This window comes from Microbacterium sp. TW_SC_2 (assembly GCF_055361165.1).
Genome location: NZ_CM143952.1, coordinates 1,637,803 through 1,659,371 on the forward strand (window position 1 = coordinate 1,637,803; position 21,569 = coordinate 1,659,371).

At 68.9% G+C, this 21,569-nt stretch carries 18 protein-coding genes; 4 read left to right on the top strand and 14 right to left on the bottom strand.

Going from position 1 to position 21,569, the window contains the following annotated elements; translation table 11 throughout:
• The 5 genes from ruvX to ACWA14_RS07715 all read right to left on the bottom strand — a co-directional run bounded on the left by ruvX (position 1) and on the right by ACWA14_RS07715 (position 5,625).
• Positions 1-474: a Holliday junction resolvase RuvX gene (ruvX, locus tag ACWA14_RS07695; protein WP_463797349.1), complete on the bottom strand. Its 474-nt coding sequence runs from the start codon at positions 472-474 to the stop codon at positions 1-3.
• A complete protein-coding gene (alaS, locus tag ACWA14_RS07700; protein WP_463797350.1) occupies positions 471-3,131 on the bottom strand; it encodes an alanine--tRNA ligase in 2,661 nt (886 codons plus the stop codon). Before alaS ends, ruvX begins: the two co-directional genes overlap by 4 nt.
• Positions 3,132-3,183: 52 nt before the next feature.
• Positions 3,184-3,372: a hypothetical protein gene (locus ACWA14_RS07705; protein WP_463797351.1), complete on the bottom strand. Its 189-nt coding sequence runs from the start codon at positions 3,370-3,372 to the stop codon at positions 3,184-3,186.
• A 109-nt stretch (positions 3,373-3,481) separates the two neighbouring features.
• A complete protein-coding gene (gene rpsD / locus ACWA14_RS07710) occupies positions 3,482-4,111 on the bottom strand; it encodes a 30S ribosomal protein S4 (protein WP_136056777.1) in 630 nt (209 codons plus the stop codon).
• Between the two features lie 167 nt (positions 4,112-4,278).
• Complete coding sequence (locus ACWA14_RS07715; protein WP_463797353.1) at positions 4,279-5,625, bottom strand: replication-associated recombination protein A; 1,347 nt, start codon at positions 5,623-5,625, stop codon at positions 4,279-4,281.
• 87 nt (positions 5,626-5,712) lie between these two features.
• Between ACWA14_RS07715 and ACWA14_RS07720 the strand changes: the two genes are divergently transcribed.
• Positions 5,713-6,015: a hypothetical protein gene (locus ACWA14_RS07720; protein ID WP_463797355.1), complete on the top strand. Its 303-nt coding sequence runs from the start codon at positions 5,713-5,715 to the stop codon at positions 6,013-6,015.
• 25 nt (positions 6,016-6,040) lie between these two features.
• Here ACWA14_RS07720 and ACWA14_RS07725 read toward each other — a convergent pair whose 3' ends face one another.
• Positions 6,041-7,279: an NAD(P)/FAD-dependent oxidoreductase gene (locus ACWA14_RS07725; RefSeq protein ID WP_463797356.1), complete on the bottom strand. Its 1,239-nt coding sequence runs from the start codon at positions 7,277-7,279 to the stop codon at positions 6,041-6,043.
• Between the two features lie 297 nt (positions 7,280-7,576).
• Here ACWA14_RS07725 and ACWA14_RS07730 point away from each other — a divergent pair, with 297 nt between their 5' ends.
• Positions 7,577-8,494, top strand: coding sequence for a formate/nitrite transporter family protein (locus ACWA14_RS07730; protein WP_463792167.1), 918 nt, complete (start codon positions 7,577-7,579; stop codon positions 8,492-8,494).
• A 92-nt stretch (positions 8,495-8,586) separates the two neighbouring features.
• On the opposite strand, the gene ACWA14_RS07735 is transcribed toward ACWA14_RS07730, so the two are convergent.
• The 4 genes from ACWA14_RS07735 to nirB are packed head-to-tail and all read right to left on the bottom strand — an operon-like array spanning position 8,587 to position 13,866.
• Positions 8,587-9,717 (bottom strand): uroporphyrinogen-III synthase, encoded by a 1,131-nt coding sequence (locus ACWA14_RS07735; protein WP_463792168.1) that lies wholly within the window; start codon positions 9,715-9,717, stop codon positions 8,587-8,589.
• On the bottom strand, positions 9,714-10,949 hold the full coding sequence (cobA, locus tag ACWA14_RS07740; protein WP_463792170.1) for a uroporphyrinogen-III C-methyltransferase: 1,236 nt from the start codon (positions 10,947-10,949) through the stop codon (positions 9,714-9,716). The genes ACWA14_RS07735 and cobA overlap by 4 nt, the downstream gene beginning before the upstream one ends.
• The gene (nirD, locus tag ACWA14_RS07745; RefSeq protein ID WP_463792172.1) at positions 10,946-11,290 is read right to left on the bottom strand and encodes a nitrite reductase small subunit NirD; all 345 of its coding nucleotides are present in this window, start codon (positions 11,288-11,290) and stop codon (positions 10,946-10,948) included. Before nirD ends, cobA begins: the two co-directional genes overlap by 4 nt.
• Entirely contained in the window at positions 11,287-13,866 is a 2,580-nt protein-coding gene (nirB, locus tag ACWA14_RS07750; RefSeq protein ID WP_463792175.1) for a nitrite reductase large subunit NirB, read from the bottom strand. The genes nirD and nirB overlap by 4 nt, the downstream gene beginning before the upstream one ends.
• 213 nt (positions 13,867-14,079) lie before the next feature.
• On the opposite strand from nirB, the gene ACWA14_RS07755 reads away from it, so the two are divergent.
• Both ACWA14_RS07755 and ACWA14_RS07760 read left to right on the top strand, forming a co-directional pair.
• A complete protein-coding gene (locus tag ACWA14_RS07755) occupies positions 14,080-15,429 on the top strand; it encodes a DUF349 domain-containing protein (RefSeq protein WP_463792176.1) in 1,350 nt (449 codons plus the stop codon).
• A gap of 64 nt (positions 15,430-15,493) precedes the next feature.
• The gene (locus ACWA14_RS07760; protein ID WP_463792178.1) at positions 15,494-16,045 is read left to right on the top strand and encodes a type IV toxin-antitoxin system AbiEi family antitoxin; all 552 of its coding nucleotides are present in this window, start codon (positions 15,494-15,496) and stop codon (positions 16,043-16,045) included.
• Here the strand turns inward: ACWA14_RS07760 and ACWA14_RS07765 are convergent.
• From ACWA14_RS07765 to ACWA14_RS07780, 4 genes are all read right to left on the bottom strand, one after another.
• A complete protein-coding gene (locus tag ACWA14_RS07765; RefSeq protein ID WP_463792180.1) occupies positions 16,032-18,284 on the bottom strand; it encodes a RelA/SpoT family protein in 2,253 nt (750 codons plus the stop codon). The two genes, ACWA14_RS07760 and ACWA14_RS07765, sit on opposite strands and share 14 nt — an antisense overlap.
• Positions 18,285-18,352: 68 nt before the next feature.
• Positions 18,353-19,342: a protein translocase subunit SecF gene (gene secF / locus ACWA14_RS07770; RefSeq protein ID WP_463792182.1), complete on the bottom strand. Its 990-nt coding sequence runs from the start codon at positions 19,340-19,342 to the stop codon at positions 18,353-18,355.
• Positions 19,342-21,072 (bottom strand): protein translocase subunit SecD, encoded by a 1,731-nt coding sequence (secD, locus tag ACWA14_RS07775; RefSeq protein ID WP_463792183.1) that lies wholly within the window; start codon positions 21,070-21,072, stop codon positions 19,342-19,344. The genes secF and secD overlap by 1 nt, the downstream gene beginning before the upstream one ends.
• Positions 21,073-21,125: 53 nt before the next feature.
• Positions 21,126-21,554, bottom strand: a complete 429-nt coding sequence (locus ACWA14_RS07780; protein ID WP_463792184.1) for a preprotein translocase subunit YajC — start codon at positions 21,552-21,554, stop codon at positions 21,126-21,128.
• Positions 21,555-21,569: the final 15 nt, after the last annotated feature.

A 21,569-nucleotide genomic window follows, 5' to 3' on the forward strand; every position in this document is an offset into this window, starting at 1 on the left:
TCAGGCGAGCTCCTCGTCTGGCGGAATCGTGGCACCGGCCGGGTTCCCGGTGCTCTTCTCCGTGTCGATCGCCTGCTGCAGAAGGACGACAGCGGCGATCTGATCCACAATGCTACGAGAGTTCTTCTGTGATCTCCCGGAAGATCTCAGTGCGGCGTGCGCGGTCACCGTGCTCAGACGTTCGTCCACGAGCCGGACCGGGACCTTCGAGCGCGTCTGGATCTCCTGCGCGAAATCGCGCGCGTCGACCGTCGACGCGGTGTCGCTGCCCTTCATGTTGACCGGAAGCCCGACCACGAACTCGAGCGGCTCGTACTCACGCGCCAGCTCCAGCAGACGATCGATCGAGGTCTCCGAGCGCGGCACCGTCTCGACGGGGACGGCGAGCATGCCGTCGGGGTCGCAGCGGGCGACCCCGACGCGCGCACGACCCACGTCGATTCCGAGCCGCACTCCGCGGCGGAATCCGCTCACGCTGCGCGCAGCTCCTGGGCGATGGCATCCAGCGCCGCCGACAGCGCCGCCGAATCCGTCCCGCCGCCCTGGGCGACGTCGTCGCGACCGCCGCCTCCACCTCCGAGCACTCCGGCGGCCCGCTTCGCGAGCGCGCCGGCCTTCGCCCCGGCGGAGCGTGCGGCGTCGTTCGTCGCGATCACGACGACCGGTCGGCCGTTCACGATCGCTCCCAGAGCCACCACGGCGGCATCCGAGCCGAGACGCTCGCGCACGCCGAGGACCAGCTCGCGCACGTCGTCGGCCGAAGCGACGTCACCCAGCGACTGCGACGCGACTCGGAAGGCTCCGACGCGAGCCGCGGCCTCCGCGATGGCGGGGACCTGACCTGCGCGCTCCTTGGCTTCGAACTGAGCGATGCGCTTCTCGGCCGCCTTGAGACTCGCGGCCAGGTCGGCGATGCGCTCCGGCAGCTGCTCGCGCGGCGTCTTCAGCGAGCTGGAGAGCTGCGAGACGAGTGCGCGCTCGGCGGCGAGGTCGCGGAAGGCGTCCGCGCCGACGAGGGCTTCGATGCGCCGGTTGGACGCGCCGACCGACGACTCGCCGACCACGCTGACCAGCCCGATCTCGGCGCTGGACCCCACATGGGTGCCTGCACAGAGCTCTCGGGACCAGGGACCTCCGATGTCGACCATCCGCACGACGCTGCCGTACTTCTCGCCGAAGAGGGCCATCGCGCCGGCGGCCTTGGCCTCGTCCAGGGACATGACGCGGGTGGTGACCTCGAGGGCGTCCTGTACCGCGCGGTTCGTGATCTCCTCGATCTCGGAACGCGTCTCCCCCGACAGCGCCTGCGACCAGTTGAAGTCGAAGCGCATGTAGCCGGCGCGGTTCAGCGAACCGGCCTGCGTCGCGGTCGGTCCGAGCGTGTCGCGCAGGGCCGCGTGCACGAGGTGCGTCGCGGAGTGCGCCTGGCGTGCGGCGCGGCGGTTCGCGGCGTCCACGACCGTGGTGGCGGCATCGTCGACAGCGACGCTGCCGCGGCTGACCTCGACGGTGTGACTGATGAGTCCGGGCACGGGGCGCTGCACGTCGAGGACCTCGAGCTCGAAACCGGGACCGACGATGGTGCCCTTGTCGGCGACCTGTCCTCCGGACTCGGCGTAGAGCGTCGTCTCCGCGAGCACGACCTCCGCGATCTGGCCTTCCGCGGCGCTGCGCACCGGCAGCCCGTCGACGAGGATGCCGAGGATGCGGGATTCGACCTCGAGAGCGGTGTACCCGTCGAAACCGGTCTCGCCCAGTGCACGCAGATCGCGGTAGATGGAGACATCGGCGAGCTGGCGCTTGCGACCCAGGGCGTCGGCCTTGGCGCGCGAGCGCTGCTCCTGCATCAGGGAGTCGAACGCGGTGCGGTCGACATCCAGCCCGGCCTCCTCGGCGACCTCGAGCGTGAGATCGATCGGGAAGCCGTAGGTGTCGTGCAGGAGGAAGGCCTCCGGCCCGCTGAGGGTCGTGCCGCCGCCCTTCTTCGTCTCGTCGAGCGCGAGGTCGAGGATGGTCGATCCCTGCGCGAGCGTGCGGCGGAAGGTCTCCTCTTCCGCGAAGGCGGAGGCAGACAGGATCGGCCAGTCCTTCTCGAGCTCCGGGTAGGCGGACTTCATCGCGTCACGCGACGTCGCGAACAGCTCCGGGAACACCGGCTCGTCGACGCCCAGCAGGCGCATGGCACGGACGGAGCGGCGCATCAGGCGACGCAGGATGTACCCGCGGCCCTCGTTCGACGGACGGACCCCGTCCGAGAGCAGCATGAGCGAGGAGCGCACGTGATCGGCGATCACACGGAAGCGCACGTCGTCCTGGTGGTCCACACCGTAACGACGTCCGGAGAGCTCGACAGCACGGTCGAGGACCGGGCGCACCTGGTCGCTCTCGTACATGTTCTCGACGCCCTGCTTGAGGAAGGCGACGCGCTCGAGACCCATGCCGGTGTCGATGTTCTTCATCGGCAGCTCGCCGACGATGTCGAACTCGGTCTTGCCGCGGATGTTCTCGATGAAGTCCTGCATGAACACGAGATTCCAGATCTCGAGGAAGCGGGTGTCGTCGGCTGCGGGGCCGCCGTCCTTGCCGTACGACGGTCCGCGATCGAAGAAGATCTCCGAGTCCGGCCCGCCGGGGCCCGGCTGTCCGGTGTTCCAGTAGTTGTCGGCGCGGCCGAGTCGCTGGATCCGCTCCGGCTTCAGGCCGATGGTGTCGCGCCAGATCGCTTCGGCCTCATCGTCGGTCTCGTACACCGTGACCCAGAGGTCCTTCTCGTCGAAACCGAGTCCGCCATCCGCTTCGGAGCTCGTGAGCAGCTCCCAGGCGTAGCGGATCGCGCCCTCCTTGAAGTAGTCGCCGAAGGACCAGTTGCCCAGCATCTGGAAGAACGTGCCGTGGCGCGCAGTCCGGCCGACCTCTTCGATGTCGTTGGTGCGGATGCACTTCTGCAGATCCGCGATGCGGGGATGCGGTGCGGGCACCACGCCGGTCAGATACGGGATCATCGGCACCATGCCGGCGACCGTGAACAGCAGCGTCGGGTCTTCGCTGACCAGCGAGGAGGAGGGGACGATGACGTGGTCGTTCTTCTCGAAGAAGTCGAGATAGCGCTGCGCGATCTCCGCAGTTTTCATGAGGGTCCGGGTGTCCTTGCGTGAAGATGCTGCGCCGAGGCGCGGCGTGGATTCAGTTCTTGCCCGGCTCCGTGAGCCGTGCCTCCTGCTCGCGGTAGGCATCGCCGATGATCGCCGTGAACCCGTTGATGCGGGCGTCGACCTCGGCGAGGATGTCGTGTCCACGCGGGTCCTTGTTCATGAAGTGAGCGGCGACGAAGCCGCCGATCACACCGATCAGGAACCACTGCATGTTCTTCATGACGCCATCCTTGCCCTGTATCCGCGAAGGCGCGGTGTATCCATCGTAGGTGGAAACGACAAGAGGCGTCGGGAACCCCCGACGCCTCTTGCGTGATTGCGTGCTTCGCTCAGCGAGCCGCGTAGTACTCGACCACGAGCTGCACTTCGCAGGTCACGGGGACCTCGGCGCGCTTCGGGCGACGGACCAGGCGAGCCTGGAGCTTGTCGAGCTCGACCTCGAGGTAGCCGGGAACGGGAGGCAGGACCTCGGCGTGACCGCCGGCGGCTGCGACCTGGAAGGGCTCGGTGCCCTCGCTCTTGGCCTTGACGTGGATGAGCTGACCCGGCTTCACGCGGAACGACGGGCGGTCGACGAGCTGGCCGTCGACGAGGATGTGACGGTGCACGACGAGCTGACGAGCCTGTGCCGTGGTGCGGGCGAAGCCCGAACGCACGACGAGCGCGTCGAGACGCATCTCGAGCAGCTCGACCAGGTTCTCACCGGTCAGGCCGTCGTGACGACGTGCCTCGTTGAAGGTGTTGCGCATCTGCTTCTCGCGGATGCCGTACTGCTCGCGCAGACGCTGCTTCTCACGCAGACGGACGGCGTAGTCGCTGTCGGCCTTGCGCTTGGTGCGGCCGTGCTCACCCGGAGCGTAGGGACGCTTCTCGAGGTAGCGGGCGGCCTTCGGGGTGAGCGGGATGCCGAGGGCGCGGCTGAGCCGAACCTTGCGGCGGTCCTGGGACTTCGTGGTCACGAAGCTGTCCTTCCGATGACGTGGTCGCGTCTTTCACGACTCACGGACGTATCGTCCGCGTTCTGCCTTGGAGCGCACGCCGGGGCGCCGTCAAGGTGGGATGTGAACGAGGAGATGCCCGAAAACACGGTTTCGAGCCGATCAAGTCTAACAGATCCGGCCGACGGTCATCGATCGCCGAGAATCCGTCGGATGCGCTCCAGTCGCGCGGAGATGTCCCGTTCGGTGCCGAGCGTCTTCGGCTGATAGTACTGGCGGCCCTGGAGCTCGTCCGGAAGGTACTGCTGCGGGACGATCCCGTATTCGGCGTCGTGCGGATACACGTAGCCCCGACCGTGGCCGAGCCGCTTGGCTCCCGGGTAGTGCGCGTCGCGCAGATGCAGGGGGACGCGACCGAACCCGCCCGTGCGGATGTCGGCGATCGCCGCGTCGATGCCGGTGTAGGCGGCATTCGACTTGGCCGTCGTCGCGAGGTACACCGTCGCCTCCGCGAGCGGGATCCGTCCTTCCGGCATTCCGATGAACGCCACGGCGTCGGCCGCCGCGACAGCGATCACGAGCCCCTGGGGATCGGCCAGGCCGACGTCTTCCGAGGCCGAGATGACCAGCCGGCGCGCGATGAACCGCGGATCCTCCCCCGCCTCGATCATGCGGGCGAGATAGTGCAGCGCGGCGTCGGGGTCGGATCCCCGGATCGATTTGATGAACGCGCTGATCACGTCGTAGTGCTCGTCCCCCTGACGGTCGTACCGCAGCAGCGCCCGGTCGACCGCCTGGGCGATGTCATCGGCCGACACCTCCGGCACCGGGGCGTTCTTCTTCGCCGACTTCGTCGTGTGCGACAGCGCCACCGCCGAACCCGCCTCGAGACCGGTCAGCGCTCGACGTGCGTCGCCGGAGGCGAGACGGATGAGAGAGGATCGCGCCTCCTCACTCAGCGTCACGACGCCGTTGAGGCCGCGGGCATCGCTCACCGCGCGGTCCACGAGCACCCCGATGTCGTCGTCGGTGAGTGCCTGGAGCGTGAGCAGCAGCGACCGGGAGAGGAGCGGCGAGATCACGGAGAACGACGGGTTCTCGGTGGTGGCGGCGATCAGGATGACCCAGCCGTTCTCGACACCGGGCAGCAGGGCGTCCTGCTGGGCCTTGGTGAAGCGGTGGATCTCGTCGAGGAACAGGATCGTGGTCTGGCCGTAGAGGTCGCGCTGGGTGATGGCTTCCTGCATGACCTCGCGCACGTCCTTCACCCCGGCCGTGATCGCGGACAGCTCGACGAAGCGGCGCCCGGACGAGCGCGCGATGGCCTGAGCGAGGGTGGTCTTGCCCGTTCCGGGCGGGCCCCAGAGGATGATCGACACCGCGCCGGGCGACGACGCGTCGGGGTCTGCGAGAGCGACGATCGGCGACCCCGCACGCAGCAGGTGCTTCTGGCCGGCGACCTCGTCGAGCGACACCGGGCGCATGCGCACGGCAAGGGGCGTCTGCCCGGAGAGCAGCGCGGCAGGAGACGTCATGACTCCAGGCTAATGCGGGGGCACGACCTTCACGGCGGTAGGCTCTCAGGCGACGTCGACCGCCGACGGGGTGAGGGGAACACGGGCATGGCCGCACGCGGATCGAGGAACGCACAGCAGGCTCGCGCTCAGGCGGAACGCGCTCGTATCCATGCCGCCCGCACCGCATGGCACGAGGGCCAGATCCGTCGCCGCGTGCGTGACAACGTGATCGCCGGCGTGGCCGGTGCCCTCATCGTCGCCGCCGCCGTGGTCAGCCAGGTCGTGCATGCCCAGGTGACGGCATCCGACCCCATGCCGACCCCGTCCCCGACGTCCACACCGGCGCCGATCGACACCTCGGTCCCCGAGACTCCCGTGCCGGCTCCGTCCGAGGCCCCCACCGGCTAGGCCACCGCGGAGCGGGCCCCGGCGCTCAGCCCCGGGCGGGCAGGACATACGACGACGGATCGCCGCTGAGCCGTGCGCCCACCAGCGGACGCAGCGACCCGTAGGCCGATGCATCGCCGATCAGGATCCCGCCCAGGAGCGTGTGCGCGTCTTCCGCCAGCACCAGCTTCTTGTACACCCCGGCGATCGGGTCCGCGTACAGGACGTCCACGGCATCCGGGGTGCACGCCAGCGCATCGCCGAAGCTCACGACATCCACACCCGCGAGGGTGACGGCGGCCGACTCGTCGTATCCCGAGAACGTCCGGTCGCCGCCGAGGAGTCGGTCCACCGCGACCTCCGCCATCTCGCGCGCCGGTGCCACCAGGCTCACGCAGCGTCCGCCGAAGTTCGCGACCTCCCCGATCGCCATCACCGCGAGGTCCGACGTGCCGCACTGCGCGTCGATCACGACCCCACCCCGCGGGTGCACCTCGATTCCGCTGTTGCGCGCGAGTTCGTCCCGGGCGAGCGTTCCCACCGTGAAGATCACGACGTCGGCTCGCTGGAACGTGCCGTCCTGGAACTCGATGGCGGTGACGGCTCCGGACTCGTCCGGATCGATCCGGGTCGCGCGCGTCCCGGTCCGGACCGCGATCCCCCGGGCCTGCAGATGGCGCTTCACGATGCTGCCGGCCGTGCCGTCGAGCTGCGTGGACATCAGCCGATCCGCGAACTGCACGATCGTCGCATCCACTTCCATCGCCTGCAGGGCACCCGCGGCTTCCAGACCCAGCACTCCCCCACCGATCACGACACCGCGAAGGTCTCGGCCCAGCTCGGCGCTGCGGTTCTGGACGAAGTCGCGGAGCTCCTCCACATCATCGACGGTGCGATAGGCGAAGCATCCGGGGAGGCTCGACCCGTCCACGGCCACGCGAGCCGCATACGCCCCGGTGGCCAGGACGAGCGTGTCGTAGCGGTGCACGCGTCGTGACCGGGTGAGGGCCGTCCGCGCACGCCGGTCGATGCGCAGCACCCGATCATCGACGATCAGCTCGACACGGTCGTCGTCGAACACCGACGCGTCCAGGAGCAGATTTTCGGGCACCGCGCCGAGGAAGAGATCGCCGAGCCGCGAGCGATCGTACGGCGGCCGGGCCTCGTCTCCGATCACCGTCACTCGGACCGGGTCGGACGCACGATGGAGCATCTCCTCCACGAAGCGTTGCGCGGCCATTCCCGCACCGACGATCAGGATCTCGGCGGGGCTCGAGTCGTTCATTCCGTGCTGCTCCTGTCGGCGGCGATCATGCCGTACCGGTGACGCTAGACGGGACATGTTTCCCGGAGATCACGGACCGTGTTTCCGGGAGCGAACGATCCGCTCACAGATGCGTAACGATCACGGCGGCGACGCGGATCGCCGCCGGCGTGCGCGGATCGACAGTCCTCACACCGTCCTCCGGCCGATGTGAGCGCTTCGGTCCACAGCCGTAACCTCGGCGGTCCGCCCCGGAAACCGCGCTCGGTCATGCTCGACCCAGCCGAGCATCCGTGCTCCTGTCCCCGTGGAGGTCCCGTGTCCTACGTCAAACCCGCCGAGCTCGCCGTCCGCATGACCGACGCCGGCGCGTACAAGCTCCAGCTGTCCACCCGCGACACCCTCATCCGCGCCTTCATGGGTGCGGCCCTGCTCACGATCGCCGCCGCCTTCGCGGTGACGGTCTCGACCCAGACCGGCCAGCCCCTGCTGGGCGCGGTGCTGTTCCCGGTCGGCTTCGTGATGCTGTACCTGCTGGGCTACGACCTGCTCACCGGAGTGTTCACGCTCGGGCCGCTCGCCGTGCTCGATCGCCGCCCCGGTGCCACCTTCGGTTCCCTGATGCGCAACTGGGGACTCGTGTTCCTCGGCAACTTCGGCGGCGCGTTCCTCGTCGCGATCCTGATGGCCGTCTACTTCACCTACGGATTCTCCACCGCGCCCAGTGCGGTGGGCGAAGCCATCAGCGAGATCGGTCACGGGCGCACGGTCGGGTACGCCGACCACGGCGCCGCGGGCATGCTGAGCCTGTTCATCCGCGGCGTGCTCTGCAACTGGATGGTCTCGACCGGCGTCGTGCTGGCGATGGTCTCCGAGAGCACGGTCGGGAAGATCGTCGCGATGTGGCTGCCCATCATGCTCTTCTTCTACATGGGTTTCGAGCACTCCATCGTCAACATGTTCCTGTTCCCCTCGGGCCTGCTGATGGGAGCCGACTTCACGGTCTGGGACTACATCATCTGGAACGAGCTGCCGACGGTGATCGGCAACCTCGTCGGAGGGCTGCTGTTCGTCGGACTGCCGATCTACGTCACTCACGGTCGCCCGAAGGCGCGAAAGGCGCGTGCGACCAGGAACGCCGGCCTCCCCGCCGTGTCCCTCACCAGCACGGCCACGGCCACGGCGCCGTCGACCGCGGATGCCGGAGCAGCGGAGCGCGAACCCTCCCGGGTCTGACGTCGGACTCGGTCAGGACGTGCGGCGGTGGGGATGCTCCGGCATCCCCACCGCCGTCGGCGTCGGTCGAGCGCCAACCGACCACGAAGCCGCTATCCGGCCTCGTCCACGGTCAGTCGGTATCCGCGCTTGACGATCGTCTGGATCACGGAAGCCGCCCCGAGCGCCTCGCGCAGGCGGGCCACAGCCATCTCGACCGCGTGCACGCTCTCCCCGCCGCGCGGCAGCGCCTGGCCCAGCTCCTCGCGGGAGAGAACCCGACCGGCGGCATCGAAGAGAGCACTCAGAACGCTCGCCCCCGATCGGGACAGCGGGACGAAGGCGCCGTCGACCAGCACTCCCCCGCTGCGCATCTCCATGACGCCGGCCGCGGTGTGCAGTTGCGGGGCGGCACCGCTCGCGAAGTGGTCGACCACGCAGCGCACGAGTGACCCGAGTCGCCCCCGCGCGGCGATGGTGGTGCGCAGATCGGCATCGTGAAGAGGCAGGGCCGTGATCGGTCCCACGGCGGCCAGGAGCAGCCGTCCCCTCCCGGCCCGCTGGCGTACGGCCTCCAGCACGTCCGCGCGCTCGGCGGCTCTGATCCACTCGGCGGCTCCGGGGGCGGAGGTGAACAGGACGGCATCGACCTCTCCCGCGGCCGCCTGCACGACAGAACGATGCACGATCCGGGGATCCGGCGGCGGCCCCCACCGGTACACGGTGATGCTGACGACATCCGCACCCTGCTCCGCGAGCAGCACGTCGAGCCCGTCGGCTCCCGCCCCGTGATGCTGGATGGCGATGCGGCGACCGGACACGCCGTCGGCCGTCAGATACTCTCCGACCTCCGCGGAAGTCTCCGATTCCGCCACCCAGTCCGCCATGAATCCTGCCTGCTGGATCGCGCCGTGCGCCTTCGGCCCTCGGGCCACGAACTGCGCTCCGTCGAGGGCGGCAGCGAGCTCCTCCGCCAGGTCGTTCTCGTGCGCGGCGTCGATCCAGCCCCGGAAGCCCACGCCGGTCGTGACGATCACGATGTCGGGAGGCCGGGCGATGAGGTCGCGCGTCCGCGCGAGGAGTTCGTCGTCGTCCTCGTTCGGGATGATGCTGAGGGCGGGCGCGCGGTACACCTGACCGCCGCGGCGTTCGAGCGCGGCGGCCAGGTCGCCGGCCCGTCGGTCGGCGGCGACCACGATCGTGCAGCCGGCGAGTGCCGGTGCGAGCGGAGCAGATGTCGTCACGCCAGGGCAGCCTCGCTCGTGTCCGGGACGGGCATCAGCAGGTTCTCGCGCGCGACCTCGCCGATCACGACGACGGCCGGGTTGCTCAATCCGATGGAGCGGGCATCGGCCACCGCATGTCCCAGCGTCGTCCGCGTCGTCCGCTGCTGGGGGGTGTGCCCGCTCTCGACGAACGCGACCGGGCGGTCCGGCGGCACGCCGTGAGCGATGGCCGCATCCACGAGGCGCTCGAGCGCGGCGACGCCCATCAACACCACCGTCGTCACCGTCGCATCCGCCATCGCTCCCAACGTACTCGGCCCGACCTCACCCTGGCCGTTGACGACGTGGAAGGCGCCCGCGGTTGCGCGGTGGGTCACCGGGATGCCGGCGGACTGGGGCACGGCGATCGCGCTGGTGACCCCCGGCGTGACATCGACAGCGATGCCTGCGGCGAGGCACGCCCGCATCTCCTCGCCGCCGCGGCCGAACACGAACGGATCACCGCCCTTGAGACGGACCACACGGTGTCCCTGGGCGGCTCGAGCGACGATCAGACGGTTGATCTCCGCCTGCGGGACAGCATGCGCGCCGGGCATTTTGCCCACGTCGATGACCTCGACGTCCGGATCGAGGTCGCGGATGACCTCGGCCGCCGGCCCGAGACGATCCGTGACGATGACGTCGGCTTCGGCGATCAGTCGGCGGGCGCGGATCGTCATCAGATCCGCCGGTCCCGGTCCTCCACCGACCAGGTCGACGCGCCCGCTGTGCCCGGCACGGCGGCGTCGCAGCGGCAGGCGTCCGTCGTCGACCAGCCCCAGGATCGCCTCACGCACGGCGACGGAGCGCCGGGGATCCGCGCCGACGGTACTGGCCACGGCGATGGTGACGTCGCCGATCTCCGCCTGTGCGGTGAGCCGTGCCGAGCCGTGGGCCCCGTCGGAGGCATTGATGCAGAGAATGCGACGACGCTCGCAGTGCTCCGCGACGTCACGGTCCACGCGGTGATCGCCGGTGGCCGCGTGCACGAGCCAGGCGCCGGCGAGGTCGGCGCTCCGGAAGCGTCGTTCCCTCCACGGCACGGCGTTCTCCGCCATCAGCCGGGCGGTCTCCTCGTGGAGTTCCGGCGCGATGATGCGCACCCGGGCACCCTCGTCGAGGAATCGCCGCAGCCGTTTCGCCGCGACCGCACCTCCGCCGACCAGCAGCACGTCCCGGCCGCTCAGGGTCACCCCCAGCATCACGGTCATCGTCTCTCCTCCATCGTCAGCTCCACGTGTCCGTGCACGACGCTCACGTCCCACACACGCAGCGCGGCCGGGTCTCCGCCGTGCGTCTCCAGGCACTCCCCCGTACGGAGGTCGAACACCTGCTTGTGCATGGGAGAGGCCAGCGTCGGGACATCGCCGCGCGTCCCCACGATCCCGCGCGACATCACGTGCGCACCGCTGTACGGATCGAGGTTCGACACGGCATGCACGGTGCCGTCCGCGAGCAGGAACAGCGCGACCTGAATGTGGCCGAACAGGGCTGCTCGGCCACGCTCGACCTCCAGATCGCTCACGGCGCAGACGCGGACCCGGGCGGTCATCGCCGCACTTCCAGCGTCGTCCCGGCGATCAGCACCGCGCCCTCGGCGCGCTCGGCGGCGGTGGCGGGACGCACCTGCCCGCGCTCCGCCACGTAGGCGAGCGACGGATCCGGGGTGTCCGTCGCATTCACGAACGACTCGAATCGACGCAGTTTGACCGGGTCGCGCAGGGTCGCCGCCCACTCGTCCTCATATCGATCGACATGTCGGTCCATGGCCGCGTCGAGGTCGTCGCAGATCCCGAGGCTGTCCGCGAAGATCACCTCCCGCAGACCGTCCAGACCACCGTCGAGCTCACTGCACCAGACCGCGGTGCGCTGGAGACGATCCGCGGTGCGGATGTAGTACATGAAGAAGCGATCGATCGCACGGATCAGTCCCTCGTCATCGAGATCGGCGGCGAGCAACTCGGCATGTCTCGGAGAGAACCCGCCGTTCCCGCCGACATACATGTTCCACCCGGTCTCGGTCGCGATCACGCCCACGTCCTTGCCCCGCGCCTCGGCGCACTCCCTGGCGCACCCGGAGACTCCCACCTTGAGCTTGTGCGGCGCACGCAGCCCGCGATAGCGCAGCTCCAGACGCACGGCCATGCCGACCGCATCCAGCACGCCGTAGCGGCACCAGGTGGAGCCGACGCACGACTTCACGGTGCGCAGGGCTTTGCCGTACGCCTGACCGGACTCGAATCCCGCGTCGACGAGCCGCTGCCAGATCTGAGGCAGCTGCTCGAGGCGCGCTCCGAACATGTCGATGCGCTGCCCTCCCGTGATCTTCGTGTACAGCCCGTAGCTCTCTGCGATGCTGCCGATCGCGATGAGTCCGGCGGGTGTCACCTCGCCGCCGGGCATCCTCGGGACGACGGAGTACGTCCCGTCCTTCTGCATGTTCGCCATCACGTGATCGTTGGTGTCCTGGAGCGCGGCGTTCTCGCCGTCCAGCACGTGGGCGCCGACGAGAACCGCGAGGATGCTCGCGAGCGCCGGCTTGCAGATGTCACAGCCGCGGCCGGTCCCGAAGCGGGCGATGATCGCGCTGAAGGTGGACAGCTCGGACACGCGGACCGCGTCGAAGAGCTGCCGCCGCGACATCGTGAAGTGCTCGCAGAGGGCATCGGAAGTCGTCTGCCCGAGCTTGGTGAGCTCCTGTCCGACGATCTTCTTCACCGCGAAGACGCAGGAGCCGCAGGTGGCCCCGGCCTTCGTGCACGCCTTCACGCCCGCCGCATCCGTGCAGCCCTCGGCGTGCACGGCTTCGCGGATGCGCCCGGCGGTCACGTTCGAGCACGAGCAGACCACGGCTTCCTCGGGAAGCTCGCTGTCCGGCAGCGCCGCTCCCCCCGCCGGAAGAAGGTACGCCGCGGGGTCGGCCCCCAGAGCCGCCCCGACGAGCGGCCGCAGCGCGCCGTACGCCGAGGCGTCACCCACGAGGATCCCGCCGAGCAGCGTCGTGGCGTCGTCGGAGAGGACGAGCTTCTTGTACACCCCGCAGACCGGATCGGTGTAGACCACGTCGAGAGCGTTCGGGGTGAGCGCCATCGCATCGCCGAAACTCGCGACGTCGACGCCGGAGAGTTTGAGCTTGGCCGAGTCGTCATACCCGGGGAAGGTCGCGTCTCCCCCGAGCAGCCGGGTCGCGGCGACCTCCGCCATGGCGTACCCGGGAGCCACGAGACCGACCGAGCGCCCCTCGAAGTTCGCCACCTCTCCGATGGCGAGGATGTTCTCGTCGGAGGTGCGACAGCGGGAGTCGATCAGCACGCCGCCGGACGGGTGGACCGCCACCTGGGCGAGCCGCGCCAGTGCGTCCTGCGGACGCACTCCGACGGTGAAGACGACGATGTCCGTCGCGTGCATGCTTCCGTCCTGGAACTGCAACGCCGCCACAGCACCGGAGGCGTCGGGATCCAGCCGGGTCGTGCGCGTCTGCGTACGCACCGCGATGCCGGAGGACTCGATCAGACGCCGCAGCATTCCTCCGCCGGCGAGATCGAGTTGGGCGGACATCAGGCGGTCGGAGGACTGCACCACCGTGCAGCCGACGTCGAGACCCTGCAGGGCGCCGGCGGCCTCGAGACCGAGGAGGCCCCCGCCGATGACCGTTCCGTGCAGCGGACGACCGAGCTGCGCGGAACGACGCGACACGAACTCACGGATCGCGATCACGTCGTCCAGCGTTCTGTAGACGAAACATCCGGGGAGTTCCGCGCCGTCGACGGCCGGACGCATGGCGTATGACCCCGTCGCGAGCACCAGGGCGCCGTACACGTGCGCTGCTCCCGAGCTCGTGCGGACGGCGCGCGCATCCCGGTCGATGCTCGTCACCCGATCACCGGGGAGGAAGCAGACCCGATCGTCCGCCAGCACACTCTCGTCGAGCTGCAGCTCGTCGACGGGGGCGCCGGTGAAGTAGGACGTCAGGCCGACCCGGTCGTAGGGCGCTCGTCCCTCCTCGCCGAGGACGGTGACCCGCGGGGCGGTGCCGGCGCCGCGGAGCAGGCTCTCCACGAATCGGTGGGCGACCATTCCCGCCCCCACCACGACGACATCCGATGATGTGCTGTGTCGAACGACCACGCGCCCTCCCCTGTCCGTTGACTCGACGTTAGGGACCCGGTGTTTCACGGAGAGTCGGCGGGCTGTTACGCCGGACGAACGTTTCGCTCACAACCCGGTAACGGCGATGTGAGACCGCTCGACCCGATGCATCGGACGCCGCGGCGCGCTGCGTACTAGGCTGAACCCCGTCCCTTCCCCCTCCCGCGGGATGACCGCGCAAGGAGTGCACTTTTGTCTGCCACCGAATCGTCGAAGCCGACTCCCCCTGTTCCCGCGCCGCCGCGCCTGCCGGCGCCCCCGCGCGTTCCGACGCCGGCGGCTGCTCCGTCCGCACCGGCTGCCGCCGCGAACTCCGACGCCGCGAAGTGGGGTCGGGTCTCCGAAGACGGCACCGTCGAGGTCCTCGAGGGTGATGCCTGGCGCGTCGTCGGGCAGTATCCGGACGGCACCCCCGAGGAGGCATTGGCCTACTTCGTGCGCAAGTTCGACGACATCGCGTTCAAGGTGCACGCCCTCGAGCAGCGTCACCAGGCCGGTGGCGCCTCCGCGAGCGACCTGAACAAGCAGGCCGGCCACGTGCTGCAGGAGGCGACGGACGCCGCCGCGGTCGGCGATCTCGCCGGTCTGCGCGACCGTCTCAACGCCCTCACCTCGTCGCTGGCGGAAGCCACGGCGCAGGAAGCCCAGCAGGCCAAGGAGCTCGTCGACCAGGCCATCGCGGAGCGCACCGCTCTCGTCGAGCGCGCCGAGGCGATCGCCGCCCGCGACCTCAGCAAGGTGCAGTGGAAGCAGGTCACGGCCGAGCTCGGCGAACTGTTCGACGCCTGGCAGGCGCAGCAACAGAACGGCCCCCGGCTGTCGAAGGGCGTCTCGCAGCAGCTGTGGAAGCGATTCCGCGACGCACGGGCCGTCGTCGACAAGCACCGCCGCGCGTTCTACTCCGAGCTCGACGACACGCACAAGGCCGCACGAGACGCGAAGTCGCGTCTGGTCGAGCGCGCGGAGGCCCTCGCGCCCCGCGGTGTCGACGGCATCCCGGCGTACCGCACGCTCCTCGACGAGTGGAAGGCGGCCGGCCGCGCCGGACGCAAGGCCGACGACGCTCTCTGGGCCCGGTTCAAGGCGGCGGGTGACGCCCTCTACGCCGCCCGCGCCGAGCAGTCCGCGGCCGAGGAGGCCGACTCGGCCCCCAAGATCGAGGCTCGCGAGGCCCTGCTCGAGGAAGCCAAGGCCGTGGCCGACGAGGCGAACATCAAGCGCGCCCGGGCCCTGCTCACCCGCATCCAGCGCCAGTGGGACGAGATCGGACGCGTCTTCCCTCGGGAGAAGGAGCGGGCGCTCGACGACCGCCTCCGCGTGATCGAGAACGCCCTCAAGGCGCGCGAGGAAGTGGACTGGAAGAAGAACAACCCCGAGACCAAGGCGCGTGCGAACGATATGAGCTCGCAGCTGCTCGAGGCGATCGAGAAGCTCGAGTCCGAGCTGGCCGCTGCCGAGAAGTCGGGCGACAAGAAGGCCGCGAAGAGCGCGGCGGATGCCCTGGAGGCACGTCGCGCCTGGCTGAACGCCCTCGGCGGCTGATCGCTCTCTCCACAGTCCGGTCAGCCGGCCCCGAGCGCGGGATGCGTTGCGCCACACTGGCGTGATGCATCCCGCGCTCCTCTTCGTCCCCGGCGAACGTCTCAGCCTCTCCGAGTTGAGCGCGGCGCGACTCGACGGAGACGTCGTGGAGATGGGCGACGCCTACATCCCTGCCGATCTCGTGGAGACCTCGGACGTGCGGGCCAGTGCGATCGCCGCCCTGGTGCGACGCGGCACGGCGGCCGCGGGACCGAGCGCCGCCTGGATCCATGGCGCCGGCGACGCTCCCCCGGTCGTGCACCACGTGCAGAGGGCCAGTGCCCGCCGGCTGCGACCACGCCCGAGTCTGCGGGTGGTCTTCCACGACACCGCGCTGTCGGAGTCGGAGGTGACGTCGCTCGGCGGCATCCTCGTGGCCACGCCGCTGCGCACGATGCTCGATCTGGCCGTCGGGGTGCACCGCGATCCCCGCCTGAAGTCGTGGATCGAGCACCTCGCTCTCGCCTGTCCGTCGCTCGTCGGCGAGGCGCGCACAGCTCTCCAGTCCCGCGACCGCGTTCCGGGCAGTCGGACAGGGCGGGCGATCCTCGAGCGGCTGGAGCTCAGGACGAGGTGACGCGATAGACGTCGTACACGGCCTCGATGCGCCGGACGGCGTTGAGCACGCGGTCCAGATGCACCGCGTCGCCCATCTCGAACACGAAGCGGCTGAGCGCGAGACGCTCGTCGTTCGTCGTGACGGTCGCCGAGAGGATGTTCACATGATGCTCGCTCAGCACCCGGGTGACATCCGAGAGCAGCCCGGAACGATCCAACGCCTCGACCTGGATCTGCACGCGGAAGACGCTCTTCGTGGTGGGCGCCCACGACACCTCGACGAAGCGGTCCTGCTCAGCGGAGAGTGCCTTCACGTTGACGCAGTCCGCGCGGTGCACCGACACGCCGCTGCCGCGGGTGACGAAGCCGACGATGTCGTCTCCGGGCACGGGCGTGCAGCACTTGGCCACCTTGACCAGGATGTCGGAGGCCCCGCGCACCAGCACACCGGAGTCGCCGGCGCGCGGTTCGCGGGTCGGCACGCTTCCGGGCAGATCGATCGTTCCCGTGGCGGGTTCGTTCGCCGAGATCAGCGCCGTGACCTTCTCGAGCACGGACTGCGTGGAGACATGCCCCTCGCCGACCGCGGCGTACAGCGCGGAGACGTCCTCGTAGTGCAGGAGCTGCGCGACTTCGGCGAAGGAATCCTGGCTCATCAGACGCTGCAGCGGCAGGTTCTGACGGCGCATCGCACGCGCGATCGCCTCCTTGCCCTGTTCGATCGCCTCTTCGCGTCGCTCCTTCGTGAACCACCCGCGGATCTTGTTCCGCGCCCGGGTGCTGGCGACGAACCCCAGCCAGTCCTGGCTCGGTCCGGCATCCGGGTTCTTCGAGGTGAACACCTCGACGACATCGCCGCTCGTGAGCTCGGATTCCAGCGGGACCAGCCGCCCGTTGACCTTCGCGCCCATCGTGCGATGGCCGATCTCGGTGTGCACGGCGTAGGCGAAGTCCACCGGCGTCGCACTCGCGGGAAGCCCGATGACGCGCCCCTTCGGCGTGAAGACGTAGACCTCTTTCGCGCCGATCTCGAACCGGAGCGAGTCGAGGAACTCCCCGGGGTCGGCCGTCTCGGCCTGCCAGTCGGAGATGTGGGCGAGCCAGGCCATGTCGGTGTCGGAGGCACGGACCTCGGTCTTGCCACCGCCGTTCATACGCTCCTTGTACATCCAGTGCGCAGCGACGCCGTACTCCGCCTGCTGGTGCATCTCGTGCGTGCGGATCTGGATCTCGACCGTGCGCCCCGCGGGACCGATCACCGTGGTGTGCAGCGACTGATACAGGTTGAACTTCGGGGTCGCGATGTAGTCCTTGAAGCGGCCGGGCAGCGGCGTCCAGCGGGCGTGGATGGCTCCGAGCACCGCATAGCAGTCGCGCACCGATGCGACCATCACGCGGATGCCGATGAGGTCGTAGATGTCGTCGAACTCGCGCCCCCGGATGACCATCTTCTGGTACACCGAGTAGAGCTGCTTCGGACGGCCGATGACCTTGCCTCGGATACGCAGATCGCGCAGATCCTCGTCGATCTCCTCGACGACCTGCGTCAGGTACTTCTCGCGCTGCGGGGTGCGCTGGGCGATGAGGCTGTGGATCTCGTTGTAGATCTTCGGATGCAGCACCGCGAAGGACAGGTCTTCGAGCTCGGACTTGATGGCCTGGATTCCGAGTCGATTCGCCAGGGGCGCATAGATCTCGAGCGTCTCCTTGGCCTTCTTCGTCGCCTTCTCCGGCGGCACGAAGCCCCAGGTGCGCGCGTTGTGCAGGCGGTCGGCGAGCTTGATGAGCAGCACGCGGATGTCCTTGGACATCGCCACGATCATCTTGCGGACGGTCTCGGCCTGGGCGCTCTCACCGTATTTGACCTTGTCGAGCTTCGTGACGCCGTCGACCAGCATCGCGACCTCGTCACCGAACTCGGCCGTCAGCTCGGTGAGCGCGTAGCCGGTGTCCTCGACCGTGTCGTGCAACAGGGCCGCGGCGATCGCTCGCGGGCCGAGACCGAGCTCGGCGAGGATCTGAGCCACGGCGAGCGGATGCGTGATGTACGGTTCGCCGCTCTGCCGCTGCTGTCCGGTGTGCTTCTCCTTCGCGACCGCGTAGGCACGCTCGATCACCGAGAAGTCGCCCTTGGGGTGATTGGCGCGGACCGTGCGGATCAGATTATCGAGATCGTTGACCCGGGACGCGCGCGAGAAGATGCGGGGTACCAGACGTCGCAGGCTCGATCCCTGCGATGTCGACGGTGCATCCGCCATCCACTCACCTCCGAACTACTCAATCCTACGCGGGCCGACCGGGTGGTCGGCCCGCGCGATGGCGACGATCAGACCTCGACGGCGGCCTTGCCGCGAGCCTCGCGGACGCGCTCATCGCGCTCCTTGAGGGCCGGCTCGTTCTCGCGGAACAGCGAGTAGAGGGGAGCCGCGACGAACAGCGTCGAGTACGTCGCCACGATGATGCCGACGAAGATCGAGAGCGAGATGTCGGTCAGCGACTCCGCACCGAGCCAGAAGGCACCGATGAAGAGCACCGCGCCGACGGGAAGCGCCGCGACGACGGACGTGTTGATCGAGCGCACCAGCGTCTGGTTCACAGCGAGGTTCACCGATTCCCCGAACAGGCGGGACGAGATCTCCCCGTCTTCCAGGGTGTTCTCTCTGACCTTGTCGAACACCACGGTCGTGTCGTACAGCGAGTAGGCGAGGATCGTGAGGAAACCGATCACGGCCGCCGGCGAGATCTCGAAGCCGGCCAGCGCGTAGACGCCGACCGTGATCACGAGCACGTCGAGCAGTCCGATGATCGCTGCCGCCGACATCTTCCAGGTGCGGAAGTAGATGGCGAGGATCAGGAACGTGAGCGCCAGGAAGATCGCGAGCCCCCACAGGGACTGCTTGGTGACGTTCTCTCCCCAGGCCGGTCCGATGAACGACGAGGTGACCTCGTCCGGAGCGACGCCATAGGCCTCGGCGAGGGCGTTGGCGACCTGCTGCGTCTCGTCCGCGCTCATCTGGTCGGTCTGCACGCGGACATCGGTGCCGCTGACGATGACCACCTTGGCGGCGGCATCGGGCACGATCGACCGCACGGCCTGCGTCGCGGTGTCCTGTTCCGTGCTGTCCGGCGCCTGCACGGTGAACTGCGATCCGCCGGTGAACTCGATCGAGAACTGCACAGGGCGGATCAGCGGGACGAGTGCCGACCCGACCACCAGGATGATCGCGATGATGAACCACAGGCGGCGCTTCCCGACGAACGGGAACGAGGTCTTGCCCGAGTACAGGTTGTTGCCGAACTCATTCATGGAAGGCATCAGTTGTCTCCCTCTCTTCCGGCTGGCTTCGATGTGTCGCCGGCGAGGGCTTCGGCGCGCTTGCGCTCCGCGATGGTCTGCCGGCGCTCCGCCTCCCCGCGGGCACGGGCGTTCTTGGCGCCCCGTCCGGCCGTGGCGGTGGACACGGGACGGAACTGGGACCGGCTGCGGTAGACGGCCCCGAGCGCCTCCGGGTCGAGACCGGAGAGCTTGTGACCGCCGCCGAAGAAGCGGGTCCTCGCGAGCAGCTGCATCACGGGGTGCGTGAAGATCACGAAGATCATGACGTCGATCAGCGTCGTGAGGCCGAGTGTGAACGCGAAGCCCTTCACCGTCGAGTCGGCGAGGATGTAGAGCACCACGGCCGCGAGGATGTTGATCGACTTCGAGATGTAGATCGTGCGCCGGGCACGGCCCCATCCGTCTTCCACGGCGGAGGTGATCGACTTGCCGTCGCGCAGCTCATCGCGTATTCGCTCGAAGTAGACGATGAACGAGTCGGCGGTGAAGCCGATCGAGACGATCAGACCCGCGACACCGGCGAGCGAGAGGCGGAAGCCCAGACGCCACGCGAGGATGCAGATGACGATGTAGGTCAACACTGCCATCACGGCGATCGAGGCGATGATGACCGACCCCAGGGCGCGATATACGATGAGCGAGTAGATCGCGACGAGCGCGAGACCGATGAGCCCGGCGATCAGACCGATCTGCAGCTGCTGTGTGCCGAGGGTCGCGGAGATCGTGTCGGAGCTCAGGACCGTGAAGCTCAGCGGCAGGGCACCGTACTTGAGCTGGTCGGCCAGCGTCGTGGCGCTCTCCTGCGTGAAGCTGCCCGAGATGCTCGGGCGGCCGTCGAGGATGACTCCGTTCATCGTGGGCGCCGAGATGACGGAGCCGTCGAGCACGAAGGCGAACTGATCGCGCGGCGAGAGGTTGTCGATGCGGTTCTGGTTCAGGCGGGTGCTGACCTGACCGAAGGCGTCGGCGCCCTCGCCGTTCATGGTCAGCTGCACGGTCCACGCGCCCGACTGCGGGTCACGGCCGCTGGTCGCGTCGTCGATCGCGGTGCCGGTGAGCTCGGTCGGTCCGAGCAGGTACTTCGCCTGTCCTGCGGGGTCGCACGCGATGAGCGGCTCGTCCTGAGGTGCGCTGGCGGCATCGGACGCCGGGTTGGCGCAGTCGTACGCCTGGAACTCGGCCGCGAGCTTGGGCGTGACCCAGGCGAGGTCGCTGCCGTCGGTGGGAGTCGCGGTGGGCGTCGCCTCGAGCCCGGGATCCGGCGTGGGATACGGGGTGGAGTTGCCGTCCTCGCCGACGAACTCGGTGCTCGCGACGGTCGTCGCCAGCACCGCGCGGAACTCGAGCTGTGCGCTGGACTGGATGCGTTCGCGGGTCTGCTCGTCGGCCGCGCCCGGGATCTGGACGACGATGTTGCGGCCGCCCTCGGTGGTGATGTCGGCCTCGGCGACGCCGGATGCATCGACGCGCTGGCGGATGATCGACGCGGCCTGGTCGAGCTGCTCCGCCGAGGGATCCGCGCCGTCCTCCGTCTCGGCCCCCAGGATGATCTGGGTGCCGCCCTGAAGGTCGAGCGCGAGCTCAGGTGCCCAGGAGCTCTTCCCGAGGATGTGCACGCCCACGGCGTTGATGCCGAACAGCACACCCGTCACGAGGAGCAGGCCGAGGAGGACCCGCCAGGCGTGACGGACCGGAGAGGATGAAGCCACGTGTGTTCAGCTTTCTTGAAGGCCGGAGTTGCGAAGCACCGCGCGGTCGCGCGTTACTTCTTGTCGTCTGCGTCGCGCTCGAGACGCGCGCGCGTCTCCTCAGGCGTCTCGAACGCGGGAGCGGTCGGTGCGACCTCGTCGACGACGACGTGCTCGGTGACGACGTCCCCGTCGACCGCGTCAGCGGCCACGACATCGTCCACCACGACGTCCTTGGGCTCCACGATGCGCAGGATGGCCTGGCTGTGCACCTCGATGATGGTGCCGGGGGCGATCTCGACCAGTGCCGGCGTGTCGAGGTCTTCAGGGTCGTACGCGACGATCGTGCCGAAGATGCCGCCCTGGAGCAGCACCTTCACACCCGGAACCGTCTTGGTCGCCTTCTCCTCCTGCTCGGCCTTCATCTGCTTCGTGCGCTTGCGCGTGTTGAAGATCATGAAGACCAGGAGCACAGCGAGAAGTCCGAAGAGGATGATTTCCATGGTGGGGTAGCGCCT